25 protein-coding genes are annotated in these 21,315 nt (G+C 67.8%); 10 read left to right on the top strand and 15 right to left on the bottom strand.

Annotated elements, in window-relative coordinates; all coding sequences use genetic code 11:
- Positions 1-14 precede the first annotated feature (14 nt).
- Both ACO2Q1_RS00875 and ACO2Q1_RS00870 read left to right on the top strand, forming a co-directional pair.
- The gene (locus tag ACO2Q1_RS00875) at positions 15-953 is read left to right on the top strand and encodes a winged helix-turn-helix transcriptional regulator (protein WP_423327655.1); all 939 of its coding nucleotides are present in this window, start codon (positions 15-17) and stop codon (positions 951-953) included.
- A 66-nt stretch (positions 954-1,019) separates the two neighbouring features.
- Positions 1,020-1,415: a nuclear transport factor 2 family protein gene (locus ACO2Q1_RS00870; protein WP_423327654.1), complete on the top strand. Its 396-nt coding sequence runs from the start codon at positions 1,020-1,022 to the stop codon at positions 1,413-1,415.
- Positions 1,416-1,447: 32 nt separating this feature from the next.
- Here ACO2Q1_RS00870 and ACO2Q1_RS00865 read toward each other — a convergent pair whose 3' ends face one another.
- The 5 genes from ACO2Q1_RS00865 to ACO2Q1_RS00845 form a co-directional block, all read right to left on the bottom strand.
- Positions 1,448-2,929 (bottom strand): AMP-binding protein, encoded by a 1,482-nt coding sequence (locus ACO2Q1_RS00865; RefSeq protein ID WP_423327653.1) that lies wholly within the window; start codon positions 2,927-2,929, stop codon positions 1,448-1,450.
- Between the two features lie 36 nt (positions 2,930-2,965).
- Complete coding sequence (locus ACO2Q1_RS00860; protein WP_423327652.1) at positions 2,966-3,775, bottom strand: DUF1295 domain-containing protein; 810 nt, start codon at positions 3,773-3,775, stop codon at positions 2,966-2,968.
- Positions 3,776-3,814: 39 nt separating this feature from the next.
- The gene (locus tag ACO2Q1_RS00855) at positions 3,815-4,573 is read right to left on the bottom strand and encodes an SDR family oxidoreductase (RefSeq protein WP_423327651.1); all 759 of its coding nucleotides are present in this window, start codon (positions 4,571-4,573) and stop codon (positions 3,815-3,817) included.
- 10 nt (positions 4,574-4,583) lie between these two features.
- Positions 4,584-5,126: a nuclear transport factor 2 family protein gene (locus tag ACO2Q1_RS00850; RefSeq protein WP_423327650.1), complete on the bottom strand. Its 543-nt coding sequence runs from the start codon at positions 5,124-5,126 to the stop codon at positions 4,584-4,586.
- 80 nt (positions 5,127-5,206) lie between these two features.
- Positions 5,207-6,187 carry a hypothetical protein gene (locus ACO2Q1_RS00845; RefSeq protein WP_423327649.1) on the bottom strand — a complete coding sequence of 327 codons (981 nt, stop codon included), beginning with the start codon at positions 6,185-6,187 and terminating at the stop codon, positions 5,207-5,209.
- Between the two features lie 175 nt (positions 6,188-6,362).
- Between ACO2Q1_RS00845 and ACO2Q1_RS00840 the strand changes: the two genes are divergently transcribed.
- Positions 6,363-7,334, top strand: a complete 972-nt coding sequence (locus tag ACO2Q1_RS00840; protein WP_423327648.1) for an SDR family NAD(P)-dependent oxidoreductase — start codon at positions 6,363-6,365, stop codon at positions 7,332-7,334.
- 41 nt (positions 7,335-7,375) lie between these two features.
- Positions 7,376-7,930, top strand: coding sequence for a hypothetical protein (locus tag ACO2Q1_RS00835; protein ID WP_423327647.1), 555 nt, complete (start codon positions 7,376-7,378; stop codon positions 7,928-7,930).
- Positions 7,931-7,936: 6 nt separating this feature from the next.
- Here ACO2Q1_RS00835 and ACO2Q1_RS00830 read toward each other — a convergent pair whose 3' ends face one another.
- The 5 genes from ACO2Q1_RS00830 to ACO2Q1_RS00810 all read right to left on the bottom strand — a co-directional run bounded on the left by ACO2Q1_RS00830 (position 7,937) and on the right by ACO2Q1_RS00810 (position 11,616).
- Positions 7,937-8,881, bottom strand: a complete 945-nt coding sequence (locus ACO2Q1_RS00830) for a TraB/GumN family protein (protein ID WP_423327646.1) — start codon at positions 8,879-8,881, stop codon at positions 7,937-7,939.
- Positions 8,882-8,930: 49 nt separating this feature from the next.
- Entirely contained in the window at positions 8,931-9,593 is a 663-nt protein-coding gene (locus ACO2Q1_RS00825) for a hypothetical protein (protein ID WP_423327645.1), read from the bottom strand.
- A gap of 2 nt (positions 9,594-9,595) precedes the next feature.
- Positions 9,596-9,790, bottom strand: coding sequence for a helix-turn-helix transcriptional regulator (locus ACO2Q1_RS00820; RefSeq protein WP_423327644.1), 195 nt, complete (start codon positions 9,788-9,790; stop codon positions 9,596-9,598).
- A gap of 10 nt (positions 9,791-9,800) precedes the next feature.
- A complete protein-coding gene (locus ACO2Q1_RS00815) occupies positions 9,801-10,259 on the bottom strand; it encodes a hypothetical protein (protein ID WP_423327643.1) in 459 nt (152 codons plus the stop codon).
- A gap of 94 nt (positions 10,260-10,353) precedes the next feature.
- A complete protein-coding gene (locus ACO2Q1_RS00810; RefSeq protein WP_423327642.1) occupies positions 10,354-11,616 on the bottom strand; it encodes a DNA recombination protein RmuC in 1,263 nt (420 codons plus the stop codon).
- 243 nt (positions 11,617-11,859) lie between these two features.
- On the opposite strand from ACO2Q1_RS00810, the gene ACO2Q1_RS00805 reads away from it, so the two are divergent.
- Positions 11,860-12,273 (top strand): VOC family protein, encoded by a 414-nt coding sequence (locus ACO2Q1_RS00805; protein ID WP_423327641.1) that lies wholly within the window; start codon positions 11,860-11,862, stop codon positions 12,271-12,273.
- A 7-nt stretch (positions 12,274-12,280) separates the two neighbouring features.
- Here ACO2Q1_RS00805 and ACO2Q1_RS00800 read toward each other — a convergent pair whose 3' ends face one another.
- Genes ACO2Q1_RS00800 through ACO2Q1_RS00790 form a run of 3 tightly spaced genes read right to left on the bottom strand, consistent with a single transcriptional unit; the run spans position 12,281 to position 13,708 of the window.
- Complete coding sequence (locus tag ACO2Q1_RS00800) at positions 12,281-12,751, bottom strand: DUF29 domain-containing protein (protein ID WP_423327640.1); 471 nt, start codon at positions 12,749-12,751, stop codon at positions 12,281-12,283.
- A 12-nt stretch (positions 12,752-12,763) separates the two neighbouring features.
- Complete coding sequence (gene recR / locus ACO2Q1_RS00795; RefSeq protein ID WP_423327639.1) at positions 12,764-13,366, bottom strand: recombination mediator RecR; 603 nt, start codon at positions 13,364-13,366, stop codon at positions 12,764-12,766.
- Positions 13,367-13,378: 12 nt separating this feature from the next.
- A complete protein-coding gene (locus tag ACO2Q1_RS00790) occupies positions 13,379-13,708 on the bottom strand; it encodes a YbaB/EbfC family nucleoid-associated protein (protein ID WP_423327638.1) in 330 nt (109 codons plus the stop codon).
- A 119-nt stretch (positions 13,709-13,827) separates the two neighbouring features.
- On the opposite strand from ACO2Q1_RS00790, the gene ACO2Q1_RS00785 reads away from it, so the two are divergent.
- On the top strand, positions 13,828-14,439 hold the full coding sequence (locus tag ACO2Q1_RS00785; protein ID WP_423327637.1) for a malonic semialdehyde reductase: 612 nt from the start codon (positions 13,828-13,830) through the stop codon (positions 14,437-14,439).
- 6 nt (positions 14,440-14,445) lie between these two features.
- On the opposite strand, the gene ACO2Q1_RS00780 is transcribed toward ACO2Q1_RS00785, so the two are convergent.
- Together ACO2Q1_RS00780 and ACO2Q1_RS00775 are read right to left on the bottom strand one after the other, a co-directional pair.
- Positions 14,446-15,651 carry a hypothetical protein gene (locus ACO2Q1_RS00780; RefSeq protein WP_423327636.1) on the bottom strand — a complete coding sequence of 402 codons (1,206 nt, stop codon included), beginning with the start codon at positions 15,649-15,651 and terminating at the stop codon, positions 14,446-14,448.
- Between the two features lie 114 nt (positions 15,652-15,765).
- Positions 15,766-17,250, bottom strand: coding sequence for a methyl-accepting chemotaxis protein (locus ACO2Q1_RS00775; RefSeq protein ID WP_423327635.1), 1,485 nt, complete (start codon positions 17,248-17,250; stop codon positions 15,766-15,768).
- A gap of 180 nt (positions 17,251-17,430) precedes the next feature.
- Between ACO2Q1_RS00775 and fliI the strand changes: the two genes are divergently transcribed.
- The 4 genes from fliI (at position 17,431) to ACO2Q1_RS00755 (ending at position 20,876) form a co-directional block, all read left to right on the top strand.
- Positions 17,431-18,774, top strand: a complete 1,344-nt coding sequence (gene fliI, locus ACO2Q1_RS00770; protein ID WP_423327634.1) for a flagellar protein export ATPase FliI — start codon at positions 17,431-17,433, stop codon at positions 18,772-18,774.
- A 79-nt stretch (positions 18,775-18,853) separates the two neighbouring features.
- Positions 18,854-19,192, top strand: coding sequence for a four helix bundle protein (locus ACO2Q1_RS00765; protein WP_423327633.1), 339 nt, complete (start codon positions 18,854-18,856; stop codon positions 19,190-19,192).
- Between the two features lie 51 nt (positions 19,193-19,243).
- Positions 19,244-19,654, top strand: coding sequence for a flagellar export protein FliJ (locus tag ACO2Q1_RS00760; protein WP_423327632.1), 411 nt, complete (start codon positions 19,244-19,246; stop codon positions 19,652-19,654).
- Between the two features lie 91 nt (positions 19,655-19,745).
- Positions 19,746-20,876: an endo-1,4-beta-xylanase gene (locus ACO2Q1_RS00755; protein WP_423327631.1), complete on the top strand. Its 1,131-nt coding sequence runs from the start codon at positions 19,746-19,748 to the stop codon at positions 20,874-20,876.
- Positions 20,877-21,315: the final 439 nt, after the last annotated feature.

Genomic DNA, 21,315 nt, shown 5'->3' with positions numbered 1-21,315 from the left:
CGTTATGAGGGGACATGGCATCTCGCGGCGCGCCGAAAACCCGACTGGTTCCAAAGAGCTCGCTGAACCGCGCGCTGAATGCGCTCGGCGATCGATGGAGCCTGCTGGTGATCCAGGAGGCCTTTCTGGGCGCCACGCGGTTCGAGGAGTTTCATGAACGGCTGGGCGGAGCGCGCAGCACCCTCTCCAGCCGCCTGCAGGCGTTGGAACGCCACGGCATCCTGAAGAAGAAGCCGCACCGCGAAGACGGCGCCCGGATGAGCTATCATCTCAGCCCACGCGGCGCCGACCTGTTCGACAGCATACTGGCCATGTGGGCCTGGGGCGTCCGCTGGGGCGTGTCGGGCCGACGCGCGCCGACCGTGTTCGTGCATGAAACCTGCGGCAAGCCGATGCTGCCGGAACCGGTCTGCGGCGCCTGCGGCGGAGCCCTGACCCTGCATTCCTGCACCTTCACGCCGGGGCCGGGTCAGGGGTGGGAGCGGCTGCCCGTCCAGCGCATGCATCGCCGGCGTGCGACCGGCGAGAACCCCACCATCGAACTCGTCGACCTGCTCGGCGATCGCTGGACCGGCCTGGTCGTCTCCACCCAGTATTTCGGCATCCACCGGTTCGACGAGATGCAGAACATGCTGGGCATCGCGTCGAACATCCTGACCGACCGCCTGCGCACCCTCGAACTGTCCGGCATCTTCGAACGCCGGCTCTACGAGATCAGCCCGCCGCGCTATGAATACCGGATGACCAAAAAAGGGATGGACCTCTACCCTCACGCCCTGCTCATCCTGGCCTGGGCCGATCGCTGGTTGCGGGACAAGGCTGGGCCGGAAGTGGTCATCACCCACAAGTGCGGCGCGCCGGTCGAACCGCAGGTCGCGTGCGGGGCCTGTCGCGGCCGACTGACCATGCAGGATGTCCTGCTGAAGGCCGGCAAGGGCCATACGATCAGCTGATCCTTCGGCTTGCATAAACGGACTTATGAACCTAGCGTCATCCCCGTCGGAACAGGGAGAAGCGCCATGGGCGAGAACATGAAGGTCGTCGAAGCGATGATGGCGGCCTGGAAGCGACGCGACGTCGAGGGCTTCATCGACACCCTGACCGACGACATCGAATACCACTGGCACCCCACGAAGCGGCCGGCGGTCGGCAAGGAGAAGATGCGGAAGTTCCTCTCCAACTACGAGGCCGGCTTTGACCAGCAGGAATGGAACATCCGCCACACGGCCGAGACGGGCGGCGTGCTCTTCGTCGAGGGCATGGAGGTGCTCGTGGACCGCTCGACCGGCGTGAAGATCGACAATCCCTTTGTGCAGGTGTTCGAGATCCGCGACGGGAAGATCGCCCGCATGCGCGACTACTACGACACCAGCCAGGTCCACGCCCCCGCCAAACCCGAGGTCAAATCCGCCTGACCTCGGCTCAGCCTGTCGAGAGCCGCTGAACGTCAGGCGGCGGCGGCCATACGCGCCTCACGCAAGGCGCTGCGCCGTACCTTGCCGGCGTCGTCGCGCAGCCGTTCGGTGGTGACCTCGATCGTGCGCGGCTGTTTGTAGCGGGCGATCCGCTCGGCGAGGAAGGCCATCAGGCCCTCCCGATCCAGAGCCCCGTCCGCTGTCTCGACGATGGCGTGCACCCTCTGCCCAAGGTCCGCATCAGGCAGGCCCACCACCACGCTGCACTGAACTCCGGGCCAGGCGTCGATCGCCGCCTCGACCTCGGCCGGATAGACGTTGGCGCCGCCGGACACGATCATGTCCACGCGCCGGTCGGCCAGGAACAGATACCCGTCCTCGTCGACATACCCCATATCGCCCAGCGTCTCGAACTCGCCCTGCGCCCTGGGTTCAGCCCCGAGGTAACGGTAGGTCGTGCCCTGCCCTCGCAAGGGTTTGAAGAAGATTTCGCCCACGACATCCGGCGGACAGTCGCGGCCGTCGCCGTCCAGAATCCGCATCTCGTATCCGGGCAGGACCTTGCCGACCGAGCCGCGCTTGGTCAGCCACTCCACGCCCCGGATCCCCGTGCCGCCCAGGGCCTCGGTGCCGGTGTAGATCTCCCACACCGTCTCGGCGCCGACCCACTCGATCCACTTCTCCTTCAACCAGGGCGGACACGCGGCGGCGATATGCATGACGACGTCGATCGACCCCATGTCGTATCGCGCCTTCACCTCTTCGGGCAGTGACCAGATGCGGTGCATCATTGTCGGCACCTGGAACAGCCAGCTGACCTTGTGCCGGTCGGTCAGACGCAGGGTCTCCTCCGCGTCGAAACGCGGCATCAGCACGACGTGCAGGCCCCACCCCATGGCCAGACAGGTCATGCCGAACGGCGCCGCATGATACAGCGGACCCGGGTTCAGAAGGACGTCTCCCTCCTCCATGCCCAGCAGCGGCGCCATGGGATCGGCGATGGCCGGGGCCATGTCCACGATCACCTTGGGCCGGCCGGTGCTGCCGCCGCTGGCGATGGCTTTCAGATGCCGGGAGGAGATCGCGGGCAGGGGCGAGGGGTCCAAGGCAGGGTCATAGGTCGCCGCCTCGGTCATCACCGCACGCCCCGTCGCCCGCGAGACGTCCTCGATAACGACGATCCTGGGCTGCAACAGATCGAGGATGCCCGCCAGTTCCGCCGCCGGCAGCCTGTGCGACAGCGGCGCCGGCGTCGCCCCGAGAGCCCAGGCGGCGTAGGCCAACTCAAGGAACGCCGGACTGTTGGGCAGGGCGATGGCGACGAAGTCCCCCTCTCCCACGCCGGCCCGCGCCAGGGCTCTGGCGCGCCGGTTGACCCGCGCGGCCAGTTCTCCCCGGCTCAGGGTCACGCCTTCGAACGTCAGCGCAGGCCGGTCCGGATCACGTTCGGCATGAATGTTCAACAAGGCCCCGACCGCCCGAGGATCGGCCATGGCGATCCCGGGCGTGGACATGAGGCGGGGTCGGCGGACGCGCGTCATGTTCCGAACTCAGCCCTTCTTCGGGAACCAGGGAATCATGGGGCTCGTACGGGCCATATAGTCGGCATAGCCCGGTCGCGTGTGCTTCAGCCGCTTTTCGTAAGAGACGCCGCCGCTGTACTTGATGAACATCACCACCAGCAGCAGCGGCCCCACGATCGAGGCCATGCCCCACAGACCGGTCTCGGCGGCGATCAGCCACAGACCGAACCAGACGCACAGGTCGCCGAAATAGTTCGGATGCTGGGTGTAGCGCCACAGCCCCCGATCCATGACCTTGCCCTGATTGGCGGGGTTCTTCTTGAACCGCACCATCTGCCAGTCGGCCGTGCTCTCGAACAGGATGCCAAAGATCGCCAGACCGGCGCCGATCATGCCGATGGTTCCCACCATGGCCGGCGTCGCCGACATCTGACCGATCTGCACCGGCAGGCTGACCACGAACAGGATCGGTCCCTGCAGCTGGAACACCATGGTCCAGGCCGCCTTGGGATAGCTCATGCCCTTTTCCTGAGCGCGATCCAGCATCTTCACATAGCGCCGGTCCGGGCCATGGTCGCGCCAACGCCACAGCATGTAGCCGCCCAGCCGCACGCCCCAGATACACGCAAGGATCAGCATCAACTGCATCCGCTGCGGCGAACCTTCCGCCTGGAAGAAGGTCGCGACCCCCATGGAGGCCAGCCCCAGGGCCCACCAGGCGTCGACGAAGGTCACGTCCCTGATGGCCACGCCCAGCGCCCACAGCAGGACGAAGGAAGCGATGCAGAGGCCGAAGTTGATGGCCAGTATCTGCAGGATGTCGAGAATGGGCGGCATGGTGTGGTTTCCCCCTGAAGGTCTTGTTCTGTACGGCGTCTAGCGGCCGGTGGATGGATTCTTGACGTGAAGCATCTTGGCCATGCCCCGCTCCATCCCCTTGGGATCGCGGGCCAGGGCGGCGCGGCTCTCGACCGCGAAGATGTCGGTGTCGATCTCGTCCGTGCCGCGGGTGATGCCCTTCATGGCGGCGCGTGCGATGTCCTCGGGCTTCTCCTTGGCGCCCGCGACGTGCGAGGCCATCCGTGTGTCGACCGACCCCACGATCAGCGAGGTCACCGTCGTGCCCTGTTCGGCCAGTTCCGCCCGGATGCAGGTTCCGGCCGCGCGCATTGCGAACTTGGACGGGCTGTATCCGCCCATATTGGGTACGGCGACGATGCCGCCGACCGACAGGACGTTCAGGATCGCCCCGCCCCCGTTGGCCTTGAGGATGGGTGCGAAGGCGCGCGCCATCTGCAGTGGGCCGAAATAGTTGACCTCCATCTCGTCCCGTGCGGCGGAAATGTCGTCAGCCCCGATCAGCAACTGATTGTGGAAGGCGCCGGCGTTGTTCACCACCACCGACACGTCGGGACAGGCGGCGGCCGCCGCGATGATCTGATCCGGCTTCGACACATCCAGCTCGACCGCCACCGCCTTGCCGGGAAACTCCGTCTCCAGATGGGCGGCGGCGGACTTGGCCCGAGATCCCACATAGACCTTGGCCGCACCCTGTTCGATCAGCACGCGGACGAAAGCCTCGCCGATGCCTCGATTGCCGCCGGTGACGATGGCCACGCATCCCTTGACGTCCATTGCCGTCTCCTCAGTTCGCCGCCGCGCGGGCGGTGTAGATGATGTCGTCCGGCTTCTTGGCCCCGCGACGCAGGGTCGAGGGGTCGGTCGCGATGGCGCCCCGCGCCCAGGTCTCGGAAACCTCGCGCGTCTCGTTCCATTCCCAGCACATCGTCCGGCGGAGGATGCGCCATTCGCCGCCGCGCTTCTCCATCTGATCGACGCAGCGGGCCAGCACGCGGTTCTCGAAGGTCTGACCGTCAACGGTCGGCCGGGTCGCTGTGAGGATGTAGCTTTCCGCCGTCGCCCGGTTCGGCCCCTCCAACTCGATCAGCAGATTGGTCAGCAGATGGTTCATCAGGCCGGCGGCCGGCAGACGCGCCTTGATCGTCGCGATCCAGTCACTGGCCGGGCCATCGAAGGTGCCGCCGTGGTCCTCCCAGCCGTCCGGCCAGTAGGTGCGTTCGATCAGGTCCGCGTCGGCGCGGTCGCAGCCGCGCAGAAACCTCAGCAGGGCTTCCTCGATCGCCTTCTTGTCCAGCAGGCCCTGAAGCTCGGGATCGCGAGCGTCCATCGGCGTCCTCCACCCCGGTCGTCTTTTAGTCTTTAAACGAAAGTGACATGGCTTGCGTTAGCGGGCAAGTTCGAACCGCGTCACAGCCTCATCAGTCCCGGTTCGCCGGCCACGACACGCGGGATCGCCTCCCTGACCATGGCGGCGACCGCAAACTGCTCGGGCTTGGTGCGCAGGCCTTCCGGCGCCGTGTCGATCAGGTCGGCCGACATCCGAAGTCCGGGCAGGCCGTCTATGGCGATCTCCCAGTGCGGCTTGCCGGCGAAGGCGGGATCGGTCGGGTCCATGATCCAGTTGACCTCATGGGTGATCCGCCGGACGCCGCCCGCGATACCGTGAACGCGCCAGGTGGTCGCGGCCACCGTTCCCGCCGGGATCAGCCCCGCCGCCACCTGCAGATCCTCGCGCGCAGGATGCAGCGCATGGTCCGGCTCGAACGCGTCCAGGCTCAGGCCGATGCGCGCCGCCAGGCCACCCGCCGCCTGGCTGAACATGGCGTTGAACGTCCTCGCCAATGCCCCGTCTTGCAGATCGATCGTCACCGGGTCGGCGCCGAATCCCAGGACGCCGAACACATAGTCAGGGTTCGGAACCGAGGTGCAGTCGATGATCTCCCGGGTCAGGATGTTGCGATGCTCAAGGCAAAGCGCGACCGCATTGGCCGCCATTCGCTCGGCGATCCATCCCGGATTCACGCCCGTCCCGGCCAGGGTCACCCCGCCCCTGCGCGCGCTGGCCTCCAGCACGGCCGCGTGGTCCGCCCCGAGCGCGGCCGGCTCGAAGTAGTTGTTGATCGAAATGACGTTCTTGCCCGACTCCAGCAGGCGACGGACATCGGCGTCATGACCGTCATAGGGCGCCGCCAGCATGGGGCAATGCAGCACCACGTCGGCGTCCAGCGCCAGAATCTCTTCGATGTCACGCGTCGCGATCACGCCTGTCGCCGGGCGACGCGCGATGTCCCCGGCGTCCCGGCCCGCCTTGCCGGAGCCATAGACGAACAGGCCGACGAGACGAAACCGGGGGTCGTCCAGCACGGCCCGAAGGCAAGCTTTCCCCATGGATCCCGTGGCCCACTGAATCACGCGAATGGGTTCGCCCATCTCGCATCGCCCTCCCTTGCGAGTTCAGACCGTCCCGCTTTCAGTCCAGAAACGCAAGCGGGTTGTCACGACCGAGATTGTGTTTAGTGTGCTTACGCAAGCGACCGCGCCGGCGGATCGAGGAGACACGTCCATGGCCGAACCGCCGCCGCTCCAGGCTCTGATGAAGTCGATCAACTTCTATGGTCGGTTCGCGCCGTCCTTCACCCGCATCGGCTATGTCGCGCGCGGCCTGCCATTCAAGCCGGTTCGCGCTGACTATGCGGGTCAGACCTGGCTGGTGACGGGGGCGACCGGCGGCCTCGGCCGCGCGACGGTTCTGCGCGCCGTCGCCAAGGGCGCCAGGGTGCTGGCGGTCGGTCGCAACGTCGCGGCTCTGGAGCAGTTGAAATCAGACACCGCACGCATGCGCGGCGCCGTCGTGCCCGTCGTCTGCGATCTGTCCTCCATGAAGGCGGTCGCCGCCCTGCCCGACCGACCGGACATGGCCGACATCCGGCTGGACGTCCTGGTCAACAATGTCGGCCTGCTGATGCGCGAATTCGGCCAGACGGCGGAGGGGTTCGAGATCTCCTACGCCACCAATCTTCTGGGCCACTATGTGCTGACCGAGGCCCTTCAGGCGCGCGGCATGCTGAAGCCGCGCTCGGCCATCATCAACGTGGTCTCGGGCGGCCTCTACAACATGCCGCTGAATACGCGGGCGCTGAACGCGCCGGAAAAATACTTCAACGGCTTCGCGGCCTATTCCACCCACAAGCGCGCCCAGATCGGCCTGGGCGAGCACTGGCGCGAGGCCTGGAAGGATCTCGGCGTCCGCACCTATGCCGTCCATCCGGGCTGGGCGGACACCGATGGGGTGAAGACCTCCCTGCCCAAGTTCCGCAAGGTTCTGGCCTCGGTGCTGCGCAATTCCGACGAGGGCTGCGACACCATCGACTGGGTGGCCGCGACCCGGCCGCCGGAGGTCACCGACCAGATCTGGTTCGACCGGAAGGCGCGCACGGCCCACGCCTATCCTCACACCGTCAATCCCAGGACGACCCCCGCCGATATCGTGGCCTATCTGGCCAAGGACCGGGTGGCGGTGCTGGGCCTGGGCTGACGCCCCTTCCCTTCCTTCCCAGAAGGGGCTTCAAGGGGCGGATGATCCGTCATTCGCCCCGCGTCCGTCAGCTCGCCTTCGCGCTGCCTGCGCTGCTGATCCTGGCCGGTTGCTCGGCGGCGGGACAGGTGCGGGAGGGCTTCGCCGACGCCGCGACCCAGCCGCTGGTCGATCTGAACGTCCGGCGCGACCAGATCCCGACCGTCCTGTTGCAGGCCCAGGCCAATCCCTATGACGGGCGCAACCTCAACCGGTGCTCGACCATCGCCGCCGAGGTGCGCCGCCTCGATGACGCCCTGGGGCTCGATCGCGACGAGCCGCCGGCGCCGAACGGCTCTACCCTGAACGAGCGCATGCAGGACGAGATCGCCGAGGCCGCCCTGCGCGCCATCCGCGATGCGACCACCGACTTCATTCCCTACCGCAGCTGGATCCGCGCCCTGACCGGCGCACAGGCGCGGTCGAAACAGGTGCAGGACGCGGTCGAGGCCGGCCGACTGCGCCGCGCCTTTCTCAAGGGGCTCGGCATGAAACAGAACTGCGCACCGCCGGCTTCGCCCGGCTGGTACCGGCCGACGGGACGCAGTCAAAGATAGCGGCCCCTACTGCCGCTCGGCCACCACGCCGCGCTGGGCCAGAATGGCCTGAACGCTGTCCTCGCCCGTCAGATGGGCGGCGCCGACGGCGATGAAGCCGACGCCGGAACCGGCCAGTATCGTCTGGATCTGGTTCGCCCAGTCGGTGTTGCGCCGAACCAGAAGGGCATCATGGATATGCGGCGCCTCGACCTTCATCTTGGCGACAGCCACCGAATCCAGACCCTCGACATCGCCGGTCGCCCAGGCGGTGACCATCTTGTCCAGCTCGATAGCGGCGTTGTCGAACTCCTTCAGCGTGGAGCGGAGGAATTCGAGCTGCTGGTCCTCCGGCAGCTCGGCCAGGATGCGGATCTGCTTGTCGATCGTCTCCAGTCCATGGATCGACTTGCCGCCGGCCTCAGCCCGCGCCTTCAGCACGAGCTCCACCCCCGACTGAGGGTCGTAGCCGGCGGCGACCAGCGGCGCCATGGCCAGGGTCAGGCCGGCGAACCAGGGCCGCAGGGCGTCCAGTTGCGGACCGGAGGCGCCGATCGTCTTGGCCGCACGGTCCAGGTCGGCGAACTCCTCGGCGCTCAGCAGGCTGGACAGGGGCGTCTGCGGCGAAACCCCATGCTGCTGGATCAGAGGCACGATCGCGGCCTGATCATCGGGATTGGAGATTTCGAACCAGATGTCCGAGGCGCTGTCGAACGCCGCGTTCACCTTGGCGGAGTCCCACTCGGTGGACGGCTTCAGCACATGGACAGTGCCGAACAGATACAGGGTCGAATCCGCATCACGGATCACCCAGAGCGCCGGACCGTCGGCCGCGGCCGCGACGGGCGGCTCGGCGGCGAAGGCTTGGATCGGCGCGGCGATCGCCGACAGGCCGAGGGCGGCCCCGAGGGCGACGCCGGCGACGGTCAGGGAGAAGCGGCGGGTGGACGCAGCCAGACGGCGGAGGGACATGGCAGGACCTTTCGGGGAATGCATGAGGATGGACATTACAGGATGGCGGTCAGGCGAGGCCGCGACGCGCTGTCACAACGGCTGCGGCGACGAGGTAGAGGCCCATCAGCACGACATAGACGTCCCAGGCCGACAGGCTGGGCGCTGCGCCGAGTCGCTCGGCGGCGGCCCAGAGAAACAGCAGTCCCTGGCCCAGCCAGAAGACCACGGCCCCGGCCTCGACCGTCACCGCCCGGATCAGTTCGTCGCTTCGACGCCACAGATCGAGGTTCATCATCGTATGGAGGACCAGCAGGCCGCCGACGGCCAGCATCGCCGCCACGGGGTTCACGCCTAGGGCGGGCAGCACCACCGGCAGCGTCAGGATCACGGCCGACAGCCCGCAGACCGCCGACTGGCGACGCAGGGACGAAAGGTCCTCCGCGCCGGCCTCGCCCTCGAGATTGGCGAGGCGTGCGGCGCGGCGGGGACTGAGTGACGCGAACAGGGTGATCAGCGCGGCCACGGCCAGGGCGGCGGCCAGCAAAAGACCGACGACATCGGCCCAGCGCACGCCTTCCAGCGCCGCGTCGAGGGGACCGAGATCGGGACCGAACTTCGCGATCAGGGCGCCGAAGCCATAGCCGAGCGGCAGGGCGACGATCGCCGGCACGAGGAAGCGCAACAGGCGCAGGGAGCCGCGCGACGGGGCGGATTTCAGGTCGGAATTCATGTTCACTCTCCGTCGGAGAAGATGGATTCGATGGGCTGGCCAAAGACGCGGGCGATCTTGAAGGCCAGGGGCAGGGACGGGTCATAACGGCCGGTCTCCAGCGCATTGACCGTCTGGCGCGATACGCCGAGGTGTTCGGCCAGTTCGGCCTGGCTCCAGTTGCGCTCGGCGCGCAGGACCTTGAGACGATTGTTCATGCGGCCACCCCTATCGCCGCGCCAGCCACCACCACGCCCAGACGATGGCGTAGCCGATGAGCATCAGGAACAGCATGCCGAAGGCGCCCGTGGCGGCGTAGGCGGCCGGGTCCGTGCGACCGTCGAACCAGGACGGGAAGACGAAGGTCTCGGCCGGCGGCAGCGAGGCCAGGACCAGGGCGATCATGCCGACGCACATCCCGCCGGAGCCGCCCCAGAACCAGGCCGCCTTGTGGGCCTCGCGCGCGGCCTCGTCGATCGACCGCATCCAAACGACGCTGACGACCATGGCGATGACCATGGCGGCGACGACGAACACGCCCATGCTCCAGAACATCGCCATGTCCTTGGACCCGCCCGTGTGGGCGGTCCAGAAACCGGCGGCGATCCCGGCCAGGAAGCCGAGCCCCAGGATGCCGACGAAACTGGCCGCCAGCAGAAAGATCAGTTTTCTCGCACGCGGCGACATCGACAGGCTCCTCAAACCCCACGACCGGAATACTGGGTCGAGGCCGCTGCAATGTCAAGTATCATTGTCATAATGACAATGGAGCTTGCCGATATCAGGTCGAGCCGCTTCTGGCGTCTGTCAGGTGCGCCTCTGCGACCGGCGCCGGATCGGAGGCGATCAGTTCCGGCCGGTTCAGCGCGCGCGGCGCCTGATCGACGGGCGGCAGTTCAGGCAGGTCCTTGCCTTCGTGATCGACCTTCAGGTCCTCGAACCGGCGGGCCGAGACCATGACCTGACTCTCCAGCGAGCCGACGAACTGGTTGTACTTCCCGACCGCCGTTTCGAGCGCCCGCCCGACGCCGGCGGCGTGTCCGCCCATGACCGACAACCGCTTGTAGAGCTCCTTGCCCAGCTTCGCGACGTCCTCGGCGTTCCGCGCCTGCTCCTCCGCGCGCCAGCCATAGGCCACGGCCTTGCACAGGGCGAACAGGGTGGTGGGGGTGACGATGACGACGCGCGACTCCATCGCCTGGCTCATCAGGTCCGGCTCGTGGTCCAGCGCGGCCGCCAGGAAGGCGTCGCCGGGCACGAACATGGCGACGAAGTCGGGGCTGGGCCTGAACTGGTCCTGATAGCCCTTGGAGGCCAGTTGCCGGACGTGGGTCTTCATGCTGGCGGCGGTGCGCAGCGACATGGCCCGCGCCTGGGCCGCCTCGTCGCCGTCGGTCTCGTCACCGAAGGCCAGCGACACCTTGGCGTCGATGACGAACATGCCGCCCCCCGGCAGACGCACGATGAAATCCGGCCGCGACTGGCGACCCTCGTCATTGGCGGCCGAGGTCTGTTCCTCGAAATCGAACCGGCCGGCCATGCCCGCCGCCTCCAGCACATTGCGGCAGGTCTGCTCGCCCCACCGACCGCGCCGCCCGGTGTTGCCCTTAAGCGCCTCGGTCAGCCGCCGCGCCTCGTCGCGCGTGGCCGACGAGGCCGTCATCAGCAGAGCCAGTTGCTCCTTCAGCCCGCCGGTCTCTTCCGCGCGGGCCTTTTCCAGCGCCGAGACCTGGTCCTGAAACGCCTTCAGAGTGTCGGCCACGGGCTTGAGCTGGGCCTCCATCCGCTCCCGCGCCACGCGGTCCTGGGCCCGGAAGGTCTCGGTGGCGCGGGTCACCATCTGATCCGCGACGGCCTGGGCCGACTGGGCCGCCTGCGCCTTGACCAATTCGGCCATCTGCAACTGACTGTCCTTGATCACCTCAGCCTTGTGCTCGGCCAAGGCCAGGGCCGCCCTCGCCTTCTGCCGTCCCATGAAGGCCCACAGGAAGCCGCCCGCCAGGACGAGGACCAGAACGGCCAGGACGATCTCGATCACGTTCATGCTCCGTTCCTAGTCAGAGTCGGCGGTCCGGACCAGAGCCCTCGCTCACGCCCCGCCTTCGAAAACAGAGTCGAGAGAGTCGGGAGAGTCGGGTCCGAAGACCGGCCAGGCGTTCTTTCGGATCGACTATGGACCATCGGTGCGTCAGAAACGGTCGCGGCAGCCGACGCGCATCCTTGACCGCCCGCAGCCGTTGCCTTTCCAGCCACGGAAATGCCGGGCGCAAGCGTCGGAGAGATCGCCATGGAGCAGAGACTGTCGCTGGTCAGCCTGCACACGACCGACCTGAGCCGCAGTCTGGACTTCTATCGATCGCTCGGCTGGACCGTCGCCTTCGCCAATGAAGAGGTCGGCTTCATCCAGTTGAACGGGGTGGTCCTGTCGCTGTTTCCCGGTCTGGCCCAGGACGCCGGCCTTACGGGCGCCGGCGCCGGATCGCGCTTCGCCCTGGCCCACAACGTCCGCAGCGCAGATCAGGTCGATGCTGTCCTGACCGAAGCCGAAACCGCCGGCGCCGTCATCACCCGGCCGGCCCACGATGCGGACTGGGGCGGCCGCAGCGGATATTTCGCCGACCCTGACGGCCATCTGTGGGAAGTCGCCTTCAACCCCGCCTGGCCCCTGGCTGACGACGGGTCGGTCACGGCGCGGTTCTGAGCGCCCATCAGTCCGAACCGGCCGGGGCGGGATACCATTCGGGATCGGTGATCTGATCCCAGCTATAGCCGATGTCGACGCGCGGCGGCGTCGCCGTGTCGAGGAGCCCGCGTTCCGCCAACTCGACGGCGGCTTCCTTCACGACTTCGGCGGCCTGGGGCTGAATCTGACGCGTGATCGACGGCGTGAGGGTCCGGGCCAGGCTTCGACGGAAGGCCCTGATCTCTCCCTTCCAGTGTGGCAGGTCCTGGCCGCCGATGTATTCGATCTTGAGCAGGTGTTCGACGATGCGATCGATCAGGGACAGGCAGGCGCGAATCTCGGACTTGCCCAAATCCTCAATCTCCTCAGCCAGATGATCATAATCCAGGGCGTTCTCGCCGCCCCTCCGCGTCCTGAGGGCACGCGCCTGCGCCACCGTCCACGCCACGAAGTCGCGGTCGTACAGGCTCGCCGGAGGGTGGAGATCATCGGCCATGACGGCCTTGTATCACGCCGGGCGGCGCGCCCGAAGCGCCTGGACGATGGTGCCGTCGTCCAGCCAGTCCAGATCGCCGCCGACGGGCACGCCGCGCGCCAGGCTGGTGATCTCCACGCCCGAGCCCGACAAGCGTTCGGCCAGATAATGGGCCGTGGTCTGGCCGTCGACTGTGGCCGGCAGGGCCAGGACCACCTCGCGCGCCCCCGTCCCCTTCACCCGCCCGACCAGTTCGGCCACGCGCAACTGATCCGGCCCGACCCCGTCCAGGGCGGACAGCAGGCCGCCCATCACATGATAGCGGCCTCTGAAGGCGCCCGAGCGCTCCATGGCCCACAGGGCGCCGGCCTCCTCGACCACGCAGATCAGACCGTCGTCCCGCGCCGGATCGGAGCAGATGGCGCAGGGATCGCGGGTGTCGGGCGTGCCGCAGACGGAACAGGCCACGACCTTCTCCGCCGCCTCGGTCATGGCGGCGGCCAGCGGAACCAGCAGCTGGTCGCGCTTTTTCAGCAGTTGTAGCGCCGCGCGGCGCGCGGAACGCGGACCCAGCCCCGGCAGCTTGGCCAGCAGGGCGATCAGACGCTCGATCTCGGGTCCGGCCGAGGCGGCCATGGCGGCTTCGCCTCAGAACAGCTTGGGCATGCCGGGGATGTTCATCCCGGCCATCGGCCCGGCCGCGTCACGCATCAGGGCGTTGTTGACCTCGTCCAGGCGACGCTTTGCGTCGGCGTGAGCCGCGATGATCAGATCGGCCAGGATCTCGCCCTCGCCCGGCGTCAGCAGGCTGTCGTCGATCTTCACCGAGGTGATCTCGCCCGGTCCTCTGAGGGCGATCGTCACCATGCCGCCGCCGGAGGAGCCTTCGGCGGCCGATTCGGCCATTTTCGCCTGGGCGTCCTGCAGCCGTTGCTGCATGGCCTGGGCCTGTTGCATGAGGGCGTTGAGATCTTTCATGCACCCTAGATAGGCGTTCGCCGGCGGAAACGGAACCGAGGTTTGTCGTCCCCCCTTGCGCGATCCTCCGCCATGCCTATTTTGCAACCAGTCTTGTTACCGATTGTCGGAGCCTTCCCTTGGCCTATGATCCTTCCACCCGCGACGCGCCGCTGACCGACGTCGCCCTGGCCCAGTTGTTCACCGAGGCGCGGACGCGCAACGCCTGGTCGGACCGACCGGTCGCGCCCGAGTTGCTGCACCGGCTCTATGACCTGACGAAATTCGGGCCGACGGCGGCCAACACCACCCCGGCGCGTTTCCTGTTCCTGGCCTCGCCCGAAGCCAAGGCGAGGCTGGCGCCGCACATGGCGGAGATGAACCGCGCCAAGACCCTGCAGGCGCCGGTCAATGTCGTGATCTGTCACGACCTGGATTTCCACGAACACACGCCGTTCCTGTTCCCGCACAATCCGGGGGCCAAGGACTGGTTCGCCGACGCCGAGGGCCGCAAGGGCACGGCGATGCTGAACGGCTCGCTTCAGGCCGGCTATTTCATGATCGCGGCGCGGGCCCTGGGTCTGGACGTCGGACCGATGATCGGCTTCGACGCCGACGGGGTGAAGGCGGAGTTTCTGGCCGACACGACCTGGGCGCCGTCCTTCGTCATCAACCTGGGCTACGGCACGGACGAAAACCTGTTTCCCCGTTCGCCGCGACTGGACTTCGACACGGCCGCGAAACTGCTCTGATCGGGCCTATTTCGCCGGGGCGGCGCGCAGGATGTCCACCGCCCTGGCCGAGGCCCATTCGGCGAGGGCGACCTGGGCCTCAAGCCGCGCCCGCCCGAGGGCGGCCGAGGCCTCCGGCTCTCCATCGATCGCCAGCGACCCGATGTAGGTCGTCCGCAGCCGTCGCCCGTCCCCCTCTGTGAAGGTGGTGACCGCCAGCATCCAGACATCGTTCTCCAGCGTGGTCACGCCGCAGACGTGGCCCGACAGCCCGTCCCGGATCCAGCGCCGGAAGTGGGCGATCTCGGTCGCCGGACGGTCCTGCGGCAGACAGGCGCGCGCATCGTCCAGCAGGCGGTGGCCGTCGGCGTCGGGACGGCGGGCGGCGTCGCCCAGGGCGAAGTCGATCTTGAAATCCATCACCGACCCCCAGGTGCGATCGTCCCCCTCGGGACGTCTCGGGGCGGCGGCGTCCATCAGGCGGCCGAGTTCGGCCTCGTCCAGGACCGGCGGAGGCGCGCCGAGGCTGGACGCCATCGTCGTCAGCGGCGTCCTGACCGCTTCACCCCTGCCGCCGCCCTTGGTCTGACTGACCAGGGCGTCCACGATCAGTTCGCCCAGGGCGTCGGCCACGGCCAGGTTGGGATCGATGACCGCGCGCATCATCTGTTCGGCCGGACCGGCGCCGCCGTCGACCGTGCCGGCGGCGGCGATCCTCAGGGTGGCATGCCGATCCGGTCCCTCGACATAGAGGGCGGTGGACAGCATCGCCCCGCCTTCGGTCTCCGAGGGACCGAAGAAGCTGCACATGTGACCCGCCAGCCCATCCCGGATGACGGCCCGATGGCGGAACACCGGACGCGATCCCGGATAGACCGAGGCGCAGGCGGCGGCGTCGGTCGCGACCGTCAACCGGCCTTCCTCGGGCGGATCGTCATAGACGCTGCTGTCGAAATCGAAACCGATGGAGAAGCCCCAATCGCCGGTGGCGGGGGGCGTGGGCACGGCCGCGCGGACCAGCGGCCCCAGCCGCCGGTCGAAGTCGTCCGGACTGATGCGCGCCACCTCCAGGATCGGTCCCAGCTTGTCGCGAAACTCCCGCAGCATGGCGGTGATGTCATCGTCCTCGGCGACGCCGTCGCTTTCGGACGTCGTCGACTGCGCCATGGCGGAGCCGGCCAGGGCCGCCACGGCCGCGATCGAAGCGATGAAAAGGCGGGAACGTCGGGACATGGCGTATCTCCAGTCCCCTCATTCAGCCACGGGCCGGCCTCGCCCGACAGGGCCCCGGCCGCTGCTGACAGGTTCCGTCAGGCCGCGTTCAGAGCCGCAACGACAGAAGCGGCTTCAGAACTCCTCCCAGCCGTCGCTGACCGCCGCCACCGCGCCGCCGCCGGAGGCGTAGGCGCGGATGCGCGCGCGCTCGCGCGCCAGGGGGACGGGCTCGGTCGCCGGACGCTGCGTCACAGCGGGGCGGGCGCCGGTTTCGAACCGCTCGACCAGGTCGGCGAGGTGGTCGGCCTCGCTCTTGAGGCTGACGGCCGCTGCCGTCGTCTCTTCCACCATGGCGGCGTTCTGCTGGGTGATCTGGTCCATCTGGTTGACGGCGACATTGACCTCGCCGAGGCCAGTCGCCTGTTCCTGGGCGGCGGACGCGATCTCGGCGACCAGACCGTCCATCTCGGCGACCTTGACCGCGATGGCCTGGAGGGCGGAGCCGGCCTGATCGACCAGTTTCACGCCCTGGGCCACCTCATGCGTCGAGTGGGAGATCAGGGTCTTGATCTCTCTGGCGGCCTCCGCCGAGCGTTGCGCCAGGGCGCGGACCTCGGAGGCGACCACGGCGAAGCCACGGCCGGCGTCGCCGGCGCGGGCGGCCTCGACCCCGGCGTTGAGGGCCAGGAGATTGGTCTGGAAGGCGATCTCGTCGATCACGCCGATGATCTCGTTGATCTCGCCGGAGCTCTTGCGGATGCCGTCCATGGCGGCGACGGCCTGACGAACCACCTCGCCGGACTGATCCGCCTCGGCCCGGGCGCCCGCTGCGGCCGCCGAAGCCTGGCGCGCGCCCTCGGCGCTCTTTTTCACGGTGGCCGTGATCTGGTCGAGGGCGGCGGCGGTCTCCTCCAGCGAGGCGGCCTGCTGCTCCGTGCGCCTCGACAGGTTGCCGGCGGCGTCCGAAATCTCCTCCGAACCGCCGCGAAGGCCGGACGAGGCCTCCAGCACCTGGCTGACGGTCTGGCGCAGGCTGTCGACGGCGCGGTTGTAGTCGTCGCGGATGCGGGCGTGAGCGCCTTCCATCGGCGCGTCCACCTGGGCCGTCAGGTCGCCGGACGACAACCGGGCCAGGGCGCCGCCGAGGGCGTCGACCAGGCGAGCCTGGGCCTGCTCGGCCGCCAGGCGCTCGGCCTCGCTGCGGGCCGCCGCCTGTTCGGCTTCGGTGATGTCGACGGCCAGCTTGATGACCTTCTGCGGCCGGCCGTCGGGACCGAATACGGGATTGTAGGAGGCCTGCAGCCAGATTTCGCGCCCGCCGTTGGCGCGGCGTCGGAACTTGCCGGACTTGAACTGCCCCGCGTTCAGGTCGCGCCAGAAGGCGGCGTATTCCGGTGAGGCGGCCTCGGCGGGGTCCATGAACTGGCGGTGGTGCGTGCCCCGGATGTCGTCGATCCGATAGCCCATCGCGCTCTGGAAATTCTCATTCGCGTCGATGATGGTGCCGTCGAGGTTGAATTCGATGACCGCCTGGGATCGGCCGATCGCGGCCAGCTTGCCTTCCAGGTCCTTCAGTGTGCGCGACGCCTCGGCGTCCTGACGCGACTTTCCGAACACGGCGCCCCCCTTTGGCCATGCCGGGCGAAAACACGCCCTGTGCGCCCATGACGCCGGAAATGGGTTTCAGAACCGTTTCCAGGACCGAACGATGATATTTCCACGATGGGCCGGTCCGGCGGCGACGGGCGCGCCGACACTTCACCGGCCGTTAACCATGTTCGCCGCATGCGTTAACCCATGCGCAACCTTGTCGAGGCGGTTCAGGCGATCGATCCCCTGGTCGTGACCGGCAAGGTCGCAGGGGTCAGCGGCCTCCTGATCGAGGCGCGCGGAGGTCTGTCGCGCCTGGCCGTCGGCGCCCGGGCCGAGATCGAGCGGCGCGGGGCGACCGCCCTGCCGGCCGAAGTGGTCGGGTTTCGCGACTCCAAGGCCCTGCTGATGCCGTTCGGACCGGTGGAGGGCGTCGCGCCAGGCGCCGACATCCGCATCATCGGCGAACGGGCGGCGGTGCGGCCGACCACGGCCTGGCTGGGGCGGATCATCGACGCATTCGGGAATCCCATCGACGGCAAAGGCCCCCTGCCCCAGGGGCCCGCCCCTTACCCCTTGCGCGCCTCGCCGCCCCCGGCCCATTCGCGCGGTCGGGTGGGCGAGCGGCTGGACCTGGGCGTCCGGGCCATGGACGTCTTCACCACCACCTGCCGGGGCCAGCGCCTGGGCATCTTCGCCGGGTCAGGCGTCGGCAAGTCGGTGCTGCTGTCGATGCTGGCCAAACAGGCGACCTGCGATGTGGTCGTCGTCGGCCTGATCGGCGAACGGGGCCGGGAGGTGCGCGAGTTCATCGAGGAGACCCTGGGCGAAGAAGGCCTGCGTCGCGCGGTGGTGGTGGTCGCCACCTCGGACGAACCCGCCCTGAAACGCCGCCAGTCGGCCTATATGACCCTGGCCGTGGCCGAATATTTCCGGGACCAGGATCTGGAAGTCCTGTGCCTGATGGACTCGGTCACCCGTTTCGCCATGGCCCAGCGCGAGATCGGCCTGGCCGCCGGCGAGCCGCCGACCACCAAGGGCTACACCCCCACCGTCTTCACCGAACTGCCGAAGCTGCTGGAGCGGGCGGGGCCCGGCCCGGTCCGCCCCGACGGCACGGAGGCCGGGCCGATCACGGCCCTGTTCACCGTCCTGGTGGACGGCGGGGACCATGACGAGCCCATCGCCGACGCCGTGCGCGGCATTCTGGACGGCCACATCGTCATGGACCGAAAGATCGCCGAGCGCGGCCGCTTCCCGGCCATCGACGTGCTGAAATCCGTCAGCCGCACCCTGCCGGGCTGCCAGACCCCTCCGGAGCGTGAACTGAACAAGCGCGCCCGCCAGTGCCTGTCGGCCTATACGGACATGGAAGAACTGATCCGCATCGGCGCCTATCGCGCCGGCGCCGACCCCATCGTGGACCGCGCCATCGCCCTGAACCCCGCCCTCGAAGGCTTCCTGAGCCAGGACAAGGACGATGCGACCCGCCTGGCCGACTCGTTCGATCGCCTGGAGGCGATCCTGAACCAGGGGATGGTGGCGGGATGAGGTTCGAAGGGATGAGGTTCGAGGTTTCAGGGTCGAGGTTCGAGGGCTGAACGTGGAGGTACGTTCGTATCGTGACCTCATGGTCTGGAAGAAATCCATGGACCTGGCCGCTGCTGTCTATCGGCTGACACGCCAGATGCCAAAACAGGAGGAATACCGGATCACTTCACAGATGATCCGTGCCTCTACTTCCATTCCAGCCAACATTGCAGAAGGCCATGGTCGGGGCACACGCAAAGACTACGCACACTTCGTCAGTATTGCACGGGGCTCCTTGTTTGAGCTCGAGACCTTCGTCCTGCTCGTGCAGCACCTGAAGATCGTTGACGAGTCTGAATGCGGAAACATCCTCGAACAGGCCGATGAGGTCAGTCACATGCTGACCGCCCTCCGTGCCCGCCTCGCCCCTAGAACCTAAAACCTCGAACCTCGAACCTCCTCTTAACCTTTCGGCCACATTCTCCTTCTCATGACCACCTGGGCCCACTCCCTGATCCGCATTTCGAACTATGAGGTCGAGACGCTGCAGAAGCGTCTGGCCGAGATCACGGCGCGCCGTGCGACGGCCGAGATCCGCCTTGCGGTCCTGGACGCCGAGGTCGAGGTCGAACAGACGCGCGCCCAGGGCGACGCCTCCGCCGCCATCCTGCTGACCGCCTATATGGACGGGTGGAAGATGCGAAAGGCCGCCGCCGAGAGTGACCTTATGACGATCGACTCCGAAGAGGCCGGCGCCCGCGACGCCCTGACCGGCGCTTTCGAAGAACTGAAGAAGTTCGAGCACGTCGCCGAACAGACCCGCCTCAACCAGCTGATCGCCGCCGCGAAGCGCGAAACCGCCGCCTTCGACGAAATGGCCCTGCGCCGCCGCAGCGCCTGAGTTTCCTTCTCCCCTCGGGGGAGAAGGTGGCCCGTCAGGGCCGGATGAGGGGGATGTCCCAGCCTTTTCCGATCGCCCGAGAGCCGCTGCGATGACCCAGCCCCCTCATCCGTCTCGCTGCGCGAGCCACCTTCTCCCCCGAGGGGAGAAGGATGGTATCGACCGCCGCGCCCTGCTCGCGGCGCCGCTCGCCGTTGGAACGCTGGCGGGGTGTGACCGACTGGCCGTCGCCGAGCCGACGCCGCCGACCGTTCCGCCGTTGAAGTCGATCGCCCCCTTCCCGATCGGCACAGCCGTCATGGCCGGACATTTCGACGATCCGGCCTGGGTCGCCCTGGCCCGCGCTCAGGTGAACCAGCTGACGCCCGAGTGGGAGATGAAGATGGAGTACATCCTCCAGTCTCTCGACCGCCTGACCTTTGACGCGCCTGACCGGATCGCCGCCGCCTGCGAGCGCGAGGGGGTGCGCCTGCACGGCCACGCCCTGATCTGGTATTCTCAGGGCGAACAGGCCTTTTCCGGTTTCGACCGCACCCATTTCGGCCGCGCCTTCGACCGCTATATCGCCGAGGTCGCCGGACGCTATCGTGGCAAACTGGTCAGCTGGGATGTCGTCAACGAGCCGATCGCCGAGGATGGAAACGGCCTGCGCGACAGCCACTGGTCCCGCAACCTGGGCGACGACGGATACATGATCCGCGCCTTCGAACAGGCGAAACTGGCCGATCCCGAGGCCGTCCTGTTCGTCAACGACTACAACCTGGAAAACAATCCGGTGAAAGGAACGACCTTCCTGCGCACCGTCGAGCGGCTGCTGAAGGCCGGGGCGCCGATCGGCGGCCTGGGCACCCAGTCGCACCTGGACATCGAGATCCCGGCCGGACAGATCAGCCGCTTCATGCGCGACCTGGGTTCGTTCGGCCTGCCGGTCCACATGTCCGAACTGGATGCCTCCCTGCGTCGCGAACGCGGCGGCGATTTCCGGTCCCGCGCCCAGCGGCTGGAGCAGCAACGCGCCCGCGTCGTCGAACTGGCCGAGGCCTTCATGGCCCTGCCCGAACGCCAACGGTTCGCCTTCACGATCTGGGGCCTGAGGGATTCCGACAGCTGGCTGCGCCGAGACAACCGCGACGACGGCAAGGACCAGCCCCTGTTGTTCGACGACGCCGGCCGAGCCAAACCCCTGACGGCGGCTGTGGCGGAGGTGTTCGGGCGGGGATAGGCCGGGCGGCGGGCAGCAGCGCCCCTCTCCCGGTTGGGAGAGGGATTGAGCGCACGGCGGCGGAGCCGTCGTTCCGGCGCTCAAGGGTGAGGGGACAATCGCTGCGGTCGGCGTGAGCCGTGTCACGGCAGGTGCGACGGCTGACGCCGACCTCAAAACCGTCCCCTCATCCGGCCCTGCGGGCCACCTTCTCCCAACCGGGAGAAGGGAGCACTGATTTCGGGCTTGGTCGTAGCGACAGCTTCCGACACGGCGCCGCCCTCCTCTGTTCCCTCTCCCGGTTGGGAGAGGGATTGAGCGCACGGCGGCGCAGCCGTCGTCCTGGCGCTCAAGGGTGAGGGGACAATCGCAGCAGTCGGCGTGAGCCGTGTCACGGGCGGTGCGACGGCTGTCGCCGACTTCGACACTGTCCCCTCATCCGGCCCTGCGGGCCACCTTC

Origin of the sequence: Brevundimonas sp. VNH65, from assembly GCF_049445955.1 — a bacterium.
Taxonomy (GTDB): Bacteria; Pseudomonadota; Alphaproteobacteria; order Caulobacterales; family Caulobacteraceae; genus Brevundimonas.
The sequence above is the reverse complement of the archived record's forward strand: the minus strand, read 5'-3'. Positions and strand labels throughout refer to the sequence as shown.